13 protein-coding genes and 1 pseudogene are annotated in these 12,321 nt (G+C 44.4%); 7 read left to right on the top strand and 7 right to left on the bottom strand.

Going from position 1 to position 12,321, the window contains the following annotated elements; translation table 11 throughout:
• Nucleotides 1–23 precede the first annotated feature (23 nt).
• Nucleotides 24–788 (top strand): SDR family oxidoreductase, encoded by a 765-nt coding sequence (locus T3H97_RS20970; RefSeq protein ID WP_025723586.1) that lies wholly within the window; start codon nt 24–26, stop codon nt 786–788.
• 92 nt (nt 789–880) lie between these two features.
• Here the strand turns inward: T3H97_RS20970 and T3H97_RS20965 are convergent, their stop codons facing one another.
• Nucleotides 881–1,126: a NifU family protein gene (locus T3H97_RS20965; protein WP_013311836.1), complete on the bottom strand. Its 246-nt coding sequence runs from the start codon at nt 1,124–1,126 to the stop codon at nt 881–883.
• A gap of 87 nt (nt 1,127–1,213) precedes the next feature.
• Between T3H97_RS20965 and T3H97_RS20960 the strand changes: the two genes are divergently transcribed.
• Nucleotides 1,214–1,471 carry a YuzB family protein gene (locus tag T3H97_RS20960; RefSeq protein ID WP_023990179.1) on the top strand — a complete coding sequence of 86 codons (258 nt, stop codon included), beginning with the start codon at nt 1,214–1,216 and terminating at the stop codon, nt 1,469–1,471.
• Between the two features lie 115 nt (nt 1,472–1,586).
• Here the strand turns inward: T3H97_RS20960 and T3H97_RS20955 are convergent, their stop codons facing one another.
• Together T3H97_RS20955 and mqnE are read right to left on the bottom strand one after the other, a co-directional pair.
• Complete coding sequence (locus T3H97_RS20955; RefSeq protein ID WP_061829841.1) at nt 1,587–2,654, bottom strand: NAD(P)/FAD-dependent oxidoreductase; 1,068 nt, start codon at nt 2,652–2,654, stop codon at nt 1,587–1,589.
• A 203-nt stretch (nt 2,655–2,857) separates the two neighbouring features.
• Nucleotides 2,858–3,964 (bottom strand): aminofutalosine synthase MqnE, encoded by a 1,107-nt coding sequence (gene mqnE / locus T3H97_RS20950; protein ID WP_023990177.1) that lies wholly within the window; start codon nt 3,962–3,964, stop codon nt 2,858–2,860.
• A 372-nt stretch (nt 3,965–4,336) separates the two neighbouring features.
• Here mqnE and T3H97_RS20945 point away from each other — a divergent pair, with 372 nt between their 5' ends.
• Nucleotides 4,337–4,696: a HesB/IscA family protein gene (locus T3H97_RS20945; protein ID WP_013311832.1), complete on the top strand. Its 360-nt coding sequence runs from the start codon at nt 4,337–4,339 to the stop codon at nt 4,694–4,696.
• Nucleotides 4,697–4,844: 148 nt separating this feature from the next.
• Here T3H97_RS20945 and T3H97_RS20940 read toward each other — a convergent pair whose 3' ends face one another.
• Nucleotides 4,845–5,045 carry a hypothetical protein gene (locus T3H97_RS20940; protein WP_029518226.1) on the bottom strand — a complete coding sequence of 67 codons (201 nt, stop codon included), beginning with the start codon at nt 5,043–5,045 and terminating at the stop codon, nt 4,845–4,847.
• 261 nt (nt 5,046–5,306) lie between these two features.
• Between T3H97_RS20940 and T3H97_RS20935 the strand changes: the two genes are divergently transcribed.
• The 3 genes from T3H97_RS20935 (at nt 5,307) to T3H97_RS20925 (ending at nt 8,201) form a co-directional block, all read left to right on the top strand.
• Nucleotides 5,307–5,672 carry a hypothetical protein gene (locus tag T3H97_RS20935; RefSeq protein ID WP_272639023.1) on the top strand — a complete coding sequence of 122 codons (366 nt, stop codon included), beginning with the start codon at nt 5,307–5,309 and terminating at the stop codon, nt 5,670–5,672.
• A 94-nt stretch (nt 5,673–5,766) separates the two neighbouring features.
• The gene (locus T3H97_RS20930) at nt 5,767–7,341 is read left to right on the top strand and encodes a sigma-70 family RNA polymerase sigma factor (protein ID WP_328800779.1); all 1,575 of its coding nucleotides are present in this window, start codon (nt 5,767–5,769) and stop codon (nt 7,339–7,341) included.
• Nucleotides 7,342–7,757: 416 nt separating this feature from the next.
• Nucleotides 7,758–8,201 (top strand): ferritin-like domain-containing protein, encoded by a 444-nt coding sequence (locus T3H97_RS20925; protein WP_442955651.1) that lies wholly within the window; start codon nt 7,758–7,760, stop codon nt 8,199–8,201.
• Between the two features lie 20 nt (nt 8,202–8,221).
• Here the strand turns inward: T3H97_RS20925 and T3H97_RS20920 are convergent, their stop codons facing one another.
• The 3 genes and pseudogenes from T3H97_RS20920 to T3H97_RS20910 all read right to left on the bottom strand — a co-directional run bounded on the left by T3H97_RS20920 (nt 8,222) and on the right by T3H97_RS20910 (nt 10,818).
• A complete protein-coding gene (locus T3H97_RS20920; protein WP_328800777.1) occupies nt 8,222–8,929 on the bottom strand; it encodes a DUF421 domain-containing protein in 708 nt (235 codons plus the stop codon).
• A gap of 242 nt (nt 8,930–9,171) precedes the next feature.
• Nucleotides 9,172–9,690 (bottom strand): annotated as a pseudogene (locus T3H97_RS20915) (transposase); the annotation flags it as partial.
• Between the two features lie 249 nt (nt 9,691–9,939).
• Complete coding sequence (locus tag T3H97_RS20910) at nt 9,940–10,818, bottom strand: LysR family transcriptional regulator (protein ID WP_328800776.1); 879 nt, start codon at nt 10,816–10,818, stop codon at nt 9,940–9,942.
• Between the two features lie 148 nt (nt 10,819–10,966).
• Here T3H97_RS20910 and T3H97_RS20905 point away from each other — a divergent pair, with 148 nt between their 5' ends.
• Nucleotides 10,967–11,884 (top strand): DMT family transporter, encoded by a 918-nt coding sequence (locus T3H97_RS20905; RefSeq protein WP_328800775.1) that lies wholly within the window; start codon nt 10,967–10,969, stop codon nt 11,882–11,884.
• Nucleotides 11,885–12,321: the final 437 nt, after the last annotated feature.

Genomic DNA, 12,321 nt, shown 5'->3' with positions numbered 1-12,321 from the left:
CTCTGTGAACAGGAGGAAAATTGTTGAGAGATAAAGTCGCATTCATAACGGGCAGTGCCAAAGGTTTAGGTAAAACGACCGCTCTGCGTCTGGCGGATGAAGGCTGTAATATTGCACTGAATTATGTGCATAGCCAAGCAGAAGCTGAAGCGCTTAAACGGGTGATTGAGTCTAAGGGAGTACGCTGCTTGTCTTTACAAGGGGATATCTCTGTTCAGGAAGATATTACGAGGCTGATTGGTGAAGTACAGGATCGGCTAGGCGGAGTCGATATTATGGTGAACAATGCCGGACCGTTCATCCGGGAACGCCGTCTGTTTGCGGATTACAGTGTGGCTGAGATTCATGCCATGATACAAGGGAATCTGGTCGGTACCATGTTGCTGGATCATTTGGTATTGCCTCACATGCGTAGCCAGCAATGGGGACGTATTATTCATTTTGGCTTTGGTCATGCTGGAGAAGCGAGGGCTTGGCCGCATCGCGCCGTCTACGCAGCCGCCAAGGTGGGGCTGGTGTCTTTTACGAAGTCATTGGCTGTGGAGGAAGCTCCTTATGGCATTACGGTCAATATGATCTGTCCAGGGGATATTCGAGGAGCAAATAAGGAAATGTCAATCGCCGATGTCATCGGCATGCAGGATAAAGAGACACCGCGTGGACGTCCGGGGAGCGGAGAGGACATTGCGCGAGTGATTGCCTATTTGTGTGAGGAGCATTCGGATTTTATAACAGGTAATATTATGGATGTATCGGGAGGATTGGACCCTATTCGGCCAACCATATAAGCTTGAGTGATCCCTCAGACGCTGTAACACAAAAAAGAGTCTTGAGCTTCGTTACCGAAGTCAAGACTCTCATGATCATTATGCATCAAGCATTAGAATACTTGTACCACTTCTTGGACGCCGTCGACTTCTTCGAGAAGAGCACGTTCAATCCCTGCTTTCAGCGTGATTGTGGAACTTGGGCAACTGCCGCAAGCGCCTACCAGCTTCAGCTTAACGATGCCGTCTTCAACGTCAACCAGCTCAACGTCGCCACCATCGCGTTGCAGGAACGGACGGAGCTTATCCAGTACATCAGCTACTTCATCATACATTTGAACGCTTTGTGTTTCGCTCATTAGAATTCAACTCCTTTCCTATACCTTTATTATTATATTACAAAGCGGGCCAAATTAAAATGCCCGTCATCCAAAGCAGGTGAAAAAATGTTAAGACCTATTATTGAGTTTTGCACCAGTAATATGCATTGGGGTACCGATGAGATCATGTCCAAGCTGGAACAGAATCCAGATTATGATGTGATTGAATACGGCTGCCTAAGCAATTGCGGTCAGTGCAACGCCGAACCCTATGCGATGGTCAACGGCGAGATTGTATCCGCAGATTCAGCAGAGCTTCTGTACGAAGTGATTATGAACAAAATTAAAGAAGCTGAAGCATGGGATAACCTAGATTTGGATTGAAATATGATCTGTTAGCCAGCTCCTTTTTGTATAGAGGATATACATCATGCATAGACGCAACAAACAAAGAAGACCCGCTCCCAGAGCAGGTCTTCTTTGTTTGTTTAGCATGCGGTTAGCCAAAATGGCGTTTGGACTTCCAGAGCACACCGCTTTTAAGCAGGCGTGGTACTCGTCCGCGCAATGAGGTGCTGCCCATAAAGCCATAGCCGAACCCGGCCTTCTTGCCAAGTGCGCCTAATGTACCGCGCAGCTTTAAAGGATGCGGGTGAGGCGTTTGGCCTTTCCACAGGTCGCGTACAATGTGTGCGATTTGCTCCCCTTGCACTTCTGCCGCCTGAGCGCTTGGAGAGTAGGGAAGGCTCGCACAGTCTCCGACCACATACACCTCAGGATGATCCGGTATTTGGTAGTACTCGTTGAGCACGATGCGACCCTGAGGGTCTTTAGGGACGGCTAAATCCTGCACGATTTTTACCGGCTGAATCCCGGCCGTCCATACCACTGCATCCGTTACAATTTGCTCGTCACGGTTATAAATAGCCCCCGGCTCAATACGGGAAACCGCAACATGATTCAGCGCATTTACCTGATGCTCCTTGAACCAAGCATGTACATAGGCAGACAAACGTTGCGGGAATGCCGACAGCACCCGCTCGCCCCGATCCATAATGGTAATATTCAAATCCGTGCGGCTTTCACGTAACTCCGCAGCAATCTCAACACCGCTAAGACCGCCGCCTACAATATGGACATGTCCATATGGCTTGATTTCGTTCAAGCGCAGATAGGTTTGGCGAGTATGGTTAAACGACTGGATCGTACAGCTGTGTTCTTCAGCCCCCGGTGTATTGTGAAAGCGGTCGGTACAACCCAACGCAATGACAAGCTGGTCATAGGACAAGGGTTCACCGTCTTGAAAATGGACCATCTTATTCTCCAGATCCATCGAGGTGACCTCTCCATATTTGCGAATAAGACGTTGCTCATCTGGAAAATGCACCCGCAAATCAAAATCAGAAACCGTACCTGCCGCGAGGGCATAGTACTCTGTTTTCAACCCCTGAAAGGGCATTCGATCCACTAAAATAACTTGAACATCGTCGGGAATGTGTTTATCCAGCAATTCTTTGGCAATGGTAAGGCCGCCATAGCCGCCCCCCAGAATAACGAAATTTTTCATCAAAATCCGCCTTCCTTTCGCTACCGTGTCCCCGGCAAATGGTCTGGTGTCTCGTTGATCTAACACAAGTTTTTGTTGTTATAAAACCCGAGAATCGGCCTGCCTTTGGCAGGCAGACCAGCGTATTCCGGGGCAGCATGATGCTGCATGATGTGAGTAATGGGGATGATATGCTCGCGGGAAATCTGAATCCGATATTACATTTATTCGAAAACTTCGATTTCGTTATAGAAGGTGTCCCGTTCAACAGGTATGCGTCCGGCACCTTTGACCAGCCAGATCAGCTCTTTACGGGTCAATCCGGCAGGGGTTAACGCACCTGCGGCATGGCTGATCTGCTCACGCACAATCGTGCCATGGACGTCTGATGCGCCAAAGGTGAGAGCGACCTGCGTCAATTGCGGACCAATATTAATGAAGTAAGCTTTGACATGGTCGATATTGTCCAGCATCAGGCGGCTGATCGCAATGGTTTTGAGATCCTCGTAAGCGGAGTTACGGCGCATGATGTTGGCGTTTTTGCTTTTCGGCTGCATGGACAGTGGAATAAATACCATAAATCCGTTCGTTTCGTCCTGCAATTCACGAATTTGCAGCATATGTTCAATACGATCCTGATACGATTCGACCGAACCGTACAGCATGGTCGTATGAGTTTTCATGCCGAGATTGTGGGCCGTGCGATGTACTTCGAGATAGCGGTCCACGTTGGCTTTCGTAACACGCATCTTCTTCCGATATTCGTCGGACAAGATTTCTGCGCCACCACCAGTCAGGGATTGAAGTCCAGCCTTTTGCAGCTCCTGAAGCACTTCTTTAATACTCAAACCGCTTATGCGTGTGAAAAAGTCAATTTCCGCTGCTGTGTAAGCTTTCAGTGTAACGTGGGGATACTTTTCATTCAGCGCCTTCAATGAGTCTACATAGTATTGGAAAGGTACATGATTATTATGACCACCGACGATATGAAATTCTCTTACCCCCGGATGGATGTGTTGCTCTACATAATCAATCATTTCCTGCCCGGACAACGTATAAGAGCCGTCCTCCCCCTGATCCTTGCGGAAATTGCAGAACGCGCAGCGCGCTTCGCATACATTGGTGAAGTACAGGCTCATATTTTCGATAAAATAAACCTTTTTTCCGTTCTTGCGTAAATTAGCTTCGTTAGCCAACTGACCCAGTGTGAGGATATCGTCAGTTTCATACAAATATATACCATCTTCGAGGTTCAAACGAATCCCGTTCTGTACCTTTTCTACAATTTCCGCCATTCTGCGGTCTGTAAAAGGTGTAACTAATGTGGACATGCCTATTCCTCCTTCAAGTTGCTCTGTGCGAGGCTGTCCGCTAAATCAGCGGCACAAGCGCTAGGTGCGCACAGGATGTCCCGTTCCGTCGGTAAGAATCCGGCAGCGCGGATATACGATATGTGAAAAATGTTACAATGCCAGGCTACAATGATGAATGTCTCAAAATATCGCCTTTGAAATGACAAATTTCCGACAGATTCTTTTACACACTCTTCACCTATTATAAACCTCACACCACCGGTGTTCAATACAAACGAATAGAAAAACAGGTCTTTAAGCCTGTAAGGGAAGGACATTCCATGACTTGAGCACCTGCTAATAGTGGAGTATACTGAAGGAGAACATGAAGTAAAAGAGGAGGATGGAGCTATGATTAACATCACCGATTCCGCTGCTGAGCGTTTGAAAGATATGCTGGAGCAGCAGGAAACGCCGAATATGTTTTTACGTCTGGGTGTTACGCCAGGTGGATGTACCGGATTTTCGTATGCCATGGGCTTTGACGACAACGAGACGGATCAGGATATATATATGAACGTACAGGATATGAAGATTGTAGTGGAAAAGGAAAGCATCCGCTATCTGGACGGTCTGGAAATCGACTTTGAAGAGTCCGGTATGTCAGGCGGCTTCACGATTCATAATCCGAATGCCGTAGCTACATGCGGCTGTGGTTCAAGCTTCCGTACGGCTACGGATGCCGGGAAACCGAACGAAGAGCCTTGTTAAGATAGTTTAAAAGGGTACAATGAAATGAATTGTCTGCAAACCTGCATGATGGGGTGTTAACAATTCGAAAATGTAAATCAAGACCTCCAGAACGGTATAGTCACGTACTATATTCGTCCTAGAGGTCTTTATAATGTGTAGAGATTACTTACTTAGGATCATTATCACTACGTGTGGATTGGACAAATTTACTCAGGGCATTAAAAAAGGCAAATGCAACTGTAAAAAGCAAAAGAGCTACGGGTTTAATTTCAATCTTAGAAAAAACACTATATAAAACTAAAAATGCAAAAAAGAGCACTGAGCTATTTACGTTTTGTTTTGTATAAATAGATTTTATAAAATTCATTGTATCACTCTCCAATTTGATTATAAGAATTCAAAACATATAGTATAAGTACCTCATTAACAAAATAGAAGTTAACTTAATATATATACCATATTGCGATTGTATTTAATGAACGACTTCTTATACATAAATTACAGTATTGCATACAAACATTCAGGACTTATCAAATAAAAAATTCACATTATTTTAATTAGAGTTTTACTTCACTAAAATTTCAGTATAGGAACTTACAATTTGAATTCTGAGGGAGTGAAAGAATATATGAGCAATCCAGTTAGTTTAAAAAGGGCTATCATGACATATGGACTTGATGATGATCCTCATATGTATGAATTATTTGAGGGAGTTCTGTATGATCGTAGCTATTTCTTTTATCTTGAACATGGGATATTGTGTCTGCGGCATGTACGAAAGGTAGATCAACCGGATCATCCACATCTTTATGTGGATGGGGAAAGTGGGGGCCTCCAACTAGCGAAAAATGTACAGCGTGAGATTATGGAAGTCGTTACAGAACTGATCGAGCGTTTGCGTAGTAAGGATGGATTGGGGTTTTTACTGGATGAACTGCTATGGCTACATGGTCGAAGTCATATTGAGCTTAACCTCGTGAAAAATAAAGGATGATATATTTCTGTTGAGAAACTAGCTGATTTGTAACCTTCCTCCACGGAGTTGGCACTTAAGATTAAGAACACGAAAGAAAAGAGGCTAGGGACGTATGAGGGAGTGGGTTGAAAAGGCGCGGCTAGGGGATGCGGAAGCGTTCGGACAGCTGACGCTGCATTTTCGCGGGATGGCATATGCGGTGTCCTATGACATGCTAAAGGATGTTCATCTCGCGGAAGATGCCGTGCAGGATGCGTTCATAGAGGCTTATCAGAATCTGGAGAAGCTACAGAACCCGTCCGCTTTTCCAGGCTGGTTCAAGACCATTGTCGTAAGACAGTGCCAGCGGATGCTGCGGCGTAAGCATCATTCGATGCTTCCTCTGGATGAGGCTGTGCAGGTTTCCGGAGGAGTACCGGGTGTAGCAGAAATTGCGGAGCGTAGGGAGGAGAGCCAAGTTCTGCAACAATCGGTGAAGGCACTGTCTGCCAAGCTGCGCGTGCCTCTGCGATTGTTTTATTTTTACGGCTACTCTCTGCAGGAAATTTCCGATTATCTGGGCACTCCGGTCCCGACGCTTAAGAAGCGGCTGCACGATGCCCGCCGAAAGTTGAAAGGTACACTCCCGGTAGCTGACCTCGTTTCCGTGTTCAATCATTTGTATGAGGGAGGGAAAAACATGCTACATATTGTTAACGGTGATGTTGTAGGCGAGATGTTGAAGCAGGGGGTTGTACAGGGTGATGTGCTTGTATGGAGAGAGGTATATCCGGCAGGACCGATATTTGCAAATCCAGCGGGGGCGGAAGAACGGGCATTGCGGGCCCGGGTCTTGGAAGAAACGATGGGTATTCCGACCAACGAATATATTACGGGTTGTGAGGAACAAGAGCAGAAACTTCGTGAATTTATTAAGTATGATGAAGTCGTGTTGTGGTTTGAGCATGACCTGTTTGATCAGAGCATGCTCGCCTATCTGCTCCACTGGTTCAAAAGACAGAAACTGGGCCGCACGAAGCTGAGCCTGCTCTGTATTGGGGAGTTTCCGGGAATCGAACGGTTTCATGGTCTGGGACAGCTCACTCCGGCACAGCTTGAGACATTATCCGGGACATGGCGAACTATTGAACGGCAAGAAATGGAGCTCGGAAGCGAGCTTTGGCAGGCGTACGCTTCTCCTGATCCTACTCAAATGGCTAATCTGCTGGAAGACAAGAAGGCAGAATTGGCAGCATCCGGCTTGCCATTTGCCTATGAAGCTTTCACAGCGCATCTCAAGCGGTTGCCCTCGGAGTGGAATGGTCTTGGCATTGTGGAACAGACCACGCTTCAGGCCGTTCATAATGGAGTGAATACGGCATTGGAATTGTTTCGTCAGGTAACTGACGTTCTGCATGTGCTTGGCATGGGTGATCTCGAATACTGGAAATTTATTCGTGCTTTGGCGCAAGGCGAACATCCTTTGCTGATCATTGACGGGGATGAGGTCGGCTTGGATTTCAGACAAATTCCGGATTTTCTGAACCGAAAGGTAATTCTTACAGAGTTGGGTAATGAGGTACTGAATGGATCAGTGGACCGCATTGCAGTTCAAGGAATCGACGAGTGGTTTGGGGGGCTGCATCTCCATGGACATGAGGTTTCTTGGCGATGGGATGATTTGGCTGGTGGATTGGTCCGACATTGAAGAAAGTATAGAAGCAGATTGTTTAAAGTGCGAAAGAGTTTTCCGTTTATGGGAAACTCTTTTTTATTTTTTAGTAGACCATATTAAGACAAGAAAACCAGCTAATGTTTGTCAAGGAGTCCCGCGTCTATTTCTCTGTAGCTTATAGCTTGCGTACCCGTATCACCTCGAAACAAGCAGTATGGACATTAATAGGTGCTTTTGATTATCTGGAAGCAATAGAAGTAGCGCTTTCAACTATGACACAAATTGTAATTGATTTTTTAGTGAGTTCTTCCTCGGTGTTAGCTATCATCAGTATATTTTCCTAATGTTAGGAACCGACATGGGCAGATGCGCATATACTTTCTAAAAACTAACATCGGGAGGAGATAAACTTGTATCAAGTACCTTCTTACTGGGGAAATTCATACTATATGCGGGCCAATTTTGTACCTATCTGGAACACAGGATTTCCGAAAGCAGTACAAATGATAAAGGAAGCGGTACAAGGGGAGCGTAACGATGAGCTGTTCTACGATGAATTGATCAATTTGGCCCCCTCACAAGAGCAGGTGGCTATTATTGAAAGCATCCGTAATGATGAGCGCGGTCACAATAAAATGTTCAGAGAGATGTATCGGGCTTTGACAGGACAGGAAATTACAGGCATCAGTAGTGAGAAATATGAGAGGGTGCAATCCTATACAGAAGGTCTACAGCGAGCCTTGATGGGAGAGTTGGGTGCGGTGGAACGGTATCGCAACATCTGGTTTGGTTTGCCTGCTGGCATCTATAGGGACACGGTGTACGGTATCATATTGGATGAGCTTAAGCACGCTGCCAAATACAATTATCTGATTACGTTGAATCTCAGGTAACTATTGACCGGAAGTCAATACTACTCCACATCAATTGGATGCTGGATTTTATCCTTATATTCATCCACATAGAGTTGGCCGTTGCTGCCTTTAACGGCATAGAATATGTCCTCTAACTTTTTGTCGCGGGCCTTCAGTTGAGACAGCAGCCATGATTCGGGAATATGATTGGAGTTTAAATTGCCATGCAAAAGCTGTCCGTCGATTACAAGCTCAATTGGGAACTGTGTGGCATTACCTGCATTCAACTGCAGGTCTTTTAATGTCACGGCTTGCAGTTCCTTTTTCTTTTGAACAGATAGTTTTCCGTTAATCTCAAGGAGGGCGTACTCCACTTCCTCTATATTAAAAATTTCTTTCTGGCGAAGCTGTTGATTTAAAGAATCTAATGTCATATTATTTTTTTTTAAGTTATCTTCGAGAATGAACCCTCCTTCTATGAGAACGGTGGGTGCTCCCTCTGTCCACATCTTAAAGTTTCTGAATTTCAAAAAAAACTTGGATAAAACATAAGAAGTAATTGTAAAAACAGACAGGGATATTAATAGGTGGACAACTTCTATTTTTTCGTTAAAGGCAAAGTTGGCTGCTATAGCCCCTAATATGACTGCCGTCACGAATTCGTGAAAGTTCATATTGGAGAGGGTTTGCTTCCCCAGTATTCTCCCAATTAGCATGAGGATAACGAATGCAGAAAAACTTCTGATCAAAATAACGAGATGGTCCATGCAAAAGCCTCCTAGTTTAAAAATTGCAGGTATTAAGCATATAGGTTACCCGTCGCACTAGAATAATATACCAGTGGAATTAATGTATAAATGCTTTGGAACTGCTAACTGCTAATCCTATCAAAACAACCCCGTCAAGAATTCTTTTTGAATAAATACATAAACTTGATATACTCTGTTACAGGCGTGACTAAGAAACCTTCTGCTCCTACAGAAATTTCATGGATTAATATGGTAATTAATAGGCGAAAGGGATCGTTTTTACTAAGGATAGCGGATATGTGATGTATAAGCTTGTTGGCGCAGGCGATCACAGCTACCTTGTAAGGATTGCCTTCTTTCTTTTTCTTTTCGTAATAGACCTTTATTTTTTGATTTGCTCCTTGTCGTAGTCCACATTGAACGGCCAAATAAATTGCTCTTCGTAGTCTCTTTGATCCCCGTTTTGTAATTCGATTATTTGTTGCTGTGAACTTACCTGAGCTGTACACTCATGGATCTAGTCCTGCATAGGCAACCAATTGTTTCGGCCCCACAAATTGTCTCGCATCTCCGATTTCAGCCACGATAGTGGACGCGAGTTTGTCACCAATCCCGGGAATGGATTTGAGCAAATAGACCTCTGGAAGATTTGCGGAAATTTGCTCCATTTGTATTTCTAAAACGGCATGTTGAGAGATGCTTCGGCTTACTTTGGCTTTTTGCTTCAGTGCTATGTCTAGCAGCTCTGCTCTATCGTTAATCCATTTCCTAGAGTGAGAGAGCCTTTATTCCCCTAAAACCACCTAGTTTTTCCCGGCTATCGTCACCTTAAAACACCTATTAAAATAGACCAACCAAAATTTTTGGCTGACCTAATAACGAGAAAACAACCAGAAATAGGTTAGGAAGCTAGATATTTGGTCGAATGATTTGATTTTTCTACATATGAATAGACCCCCTTATGATCATGATCCAAGTAAGTATTTAGGAAACATTATACACCTGCCAAAATCTCGTTACCGATGCTTCTACTGCTTCACATCCGTAAATAACTCCTGCGCAGTACGCACAAATAACTGTACAGCAAGTGAAGCATTGTGCAGGGACGGTACAGCTATACCGATTTGGCGTCTGATCAGAGGTGAAGTCTCCTTGACGGTCAGATCATGGGGGAACGTGGACAAGGCGAGTGAAGAGACAATGCCCATACCCAGTCCTTGTCGAACCATGCTGACCAAGGTGCTGACATTATGAGTAATGAATTGTGCCTGCAACTGACTTTGCTCGCGTTCAAAACCTTCCATAATGGCGACCTCATGTCCACCTTTACAAAAGATCATATCCTGCTGATTCAAGTCTCGAATGGCGATTTTATTGTGCGATTGCAAAGGGTGACCGTCTGGCAGGAGAATAACCATGTCATCCTGACATAAAGGGATGACATCTACCTGAGGGTCTGGCAACAGGATGATACCCGCCTCGATTTCTCTGGTATGCACCCACTCCTTGACTTCATTCGTGGAGCCTTCATGTAGATCGAAAACAAGGTTCGGATAGTGCTGACGAATATGATGAATAATGGGAGGCAGAAAATAGGCTGAAGCAGAAGGAAAGGCCCCGATCGTGATCGTGCCAACGTCTAGACCTTTTTCAGCAGCCACCTGCTGCTGTACCTTTTCCATGCTTTGCAGCATCATGCGGAATTGCAGCAGTACCTTGTGCCCGATATCGGTCAGCAGCACTCCTTTTTTTCGGTCGCGCAGCAATAGCTGAACATCCAGCTCGTTTTCGATGCTTGCGATGGCATGGCTGACCGCGGGCTGCGTCATATGCAGCTCATGGGCAGTTTGGGTGAAGTTTAGCGTTTCAGCTACACGAACGAAGATCATAATTTGAGTAATAGTCATAAGTAAAAAGTTATCTCCCTCATTGAAAACATTCATTTTATTTATTAGTGACCACAGTATACGCTAGTAAAGCGAAACTTTGCAAACGGCTATTCAGATTTTAGTCGTAAGCAATGAGCGATGAAAATCCAAGGGAGAGAAGACATCTATGAAAAAATTAACACCTAAAGCCACGCTGTGGCTTGTCTTGATATTAGTAATGGTATGGGGGATCAACTGGCCGTTGACCAAGCTGGCTTTGCCAGATACACCGCCGATATTTTTTTCAGGAATCCGTACCCTACTGGGTGGTGTGATTCTGCTATTGTTCGCTATGCGTCACCGGGAAACCTTGCGCTTTAGACAGAATGCGTGGACTTATCTTGTACTGGCCATATTTAATATTGCAGGCTACTATGGCTTGCAGACGGTAGGGCTGCGTTATTTGCCTGCTGGGTTATTTTCCACTTTAGTGTTCCTTCAGCCGATCCTGTTGGGATTATTCTCCTGGATGTGGTTGGGAAAGCGCATGTTTCCCCTGAAGGTCATTGGACTGGTACTGGGTTTTGGCGGGGTGATCGTGATAAGCTCTGGTGGAATGGCAGGGCATTTATCGGTACTGGGCATTGTGTTGGGGCTAGCTTCAGGACTGTGCTGGGCGCTCGGAACGATTTATATGAAGAAAAAAAGCCAGCAGTTGGATTCCATTTGGGCGGTGACGATGCAGCTCGTTTTGGGAGGGATTATACTCAATGGGATTGGATTTACGACCGAGAAATGGAGCGATATTCACTGGACGACCTCCTTTATCGCAATTTTATTGTTTATTTCGATATTTGTGATTGCGATGGGTTGGATGATTTATTTTAAACTGATCGACAATGGAGATGCAGGAACCGTCGGCTCATATACGTTTATGATTCCGGTGTTGTCCACGGTCTTTAGTATGGTAATGCTCAAGGAATCACTTACTTTGACGTTTGTTGTGGGGTTGGTGCTGATTGCAGGCAGTGTGTATCTGGTAAATATTAAAGAAAGAATAGAGTTATCCACCAAGTATCAGAACGGTGAGACATTTGAGGATTAACGGGGGCGATGAATCAAGAAGAACTTCAATAACTTCTTTCACGCACGCATATTGGTAGCACCAATATAGCGTGCTTTTTTTGACTATGATTTTCAAAGAACTCATATGCTATTCAAGATCATCAGAAAAAATTTAAATTTATTGTAGAAGTTTGTCGTACCAAAATCAGCTAACAATATGTGTTTTTTTGTAAAAAACATTTAACTAACAAAATGGTGTTGAAGGTTTTTGTGTTTTTATATTTTTCGTTCTTTTGTAAAAAATGCAATGAATATAATTTTTTTAGAGCAAAAAGAGAGGTGATAAAAGAAGAGGAATATACAATATTGCTAATTTGTTATGTTAATATGATATTGGTTTTTAATAATTATTGTGTTTTACATATTTCTGTTATGCTAACAATTGACATTTCGTATAACGTAAACTAGAATGAGTAA

Source organism: Paenibacillus sp. LX16, assembly GCF_036252815.1.
GTDB lineage: Bacteria > Bacillota > Bacilli > Paenibacillales > Paenibacillaceae > Paenibacillus > Paenibacillus polymyxa_B.
Note: the sequence above shows the minus strand (reverse complement) of the source record. Positions and strands in the feature narration are given on the sequence as shown.

What these genes read in the sequence shown, in the direction of transcription:
- T3H97_RS20940 (WP_029518226.1), bottom strand. Translation starts at nt 5,045, where the DNA reads ATGAATTTTATAAAATCTATTTATACAAAACAAAACGTAAATAGCTCA.
- T3H97_RS20925 (WP_442955651.1), top strand. Translation starts at nt 7,758, where the DNA reads ATGCGGGCCAATTTTGTACCTATCTGGAACACAGGATTTCCGAAAGCA.
- T3H97_RS20965 (WP_013311836.1), bottom strand. Translation starts at nt 1,126, where the DNA reads ATGAGCGAAACACAAAGCGTTCAAATGTATGATGAAGTAGCTGATGTA.
- T3H97_RS20905 (WP_328800775.1), top strand. Translation starts at nt 10,967, where the DNA reads ATGAAAAAATTAACACCTAAAGCCACGCTGTGGCTTGTCTTGATATTA.
- T3H97_RS20910 (WP_328800776.1), bottom strand. Translation starts at nt 10,818, where the DNA reads ATGACTATTACTCAAATTATGATCTTCGTTCGTGTAGCTGAAACGCTA.
- T3H97_RS20930 (WP_328800779.1), top strand. Translation starts at nt 5,767, where the DNA reads ATGAGGGAGTGGGTTGAAAAGGCGCGGCTAGGGGATGCGGAAGCGTTC.
- T3H97_RS20920 (WP_328800777.1), bottom strand. Translation starts at nt 8,929, where the DNA reads ATGGACCATCTCGTTATTTTGATCAGAAGTTTTTCTGCATTCGTTATC.
- T3H97_RS20955 (WP_061829841.1), bottom strand. Translation starts at nt 2,654, where the DNA reads ATGAAAAATTTCGTTATTCTGGGGGGCGGCTATGGCGGCCTTACCATT.
- T3H97_RS20960 (WP_023990179.1), top strand. Translation starts at nt 1,214, where the DNA reads ATGTTAAGACCTATTATTGAGTTTTGCACCAGTAATATGCATTGGGGT.
- mqnE (WP_023990177.1), bottom strand. Translation starts at nt 3,964, where the DNA reads ATGTCCACATTAGTTACACCTTTTACAGACCGCAGAATGGCGGAAATT.
- T3H97_RS20935 (WP_272639023.1), top strand. Translation starts at nt 5,307, where the DNA reads ATGAGCAATCCAGTTAGTTTAAAAAGGGCTATCATGACATATGGACTT.
- T3H97_RS20945 (WP_013311832.1), top strand. Translation starts at nt 4,337, where the DNA reads ATGATTAACATCACCGATTCCGCTGCTGAGCGTTTGAAAGATATGCTG.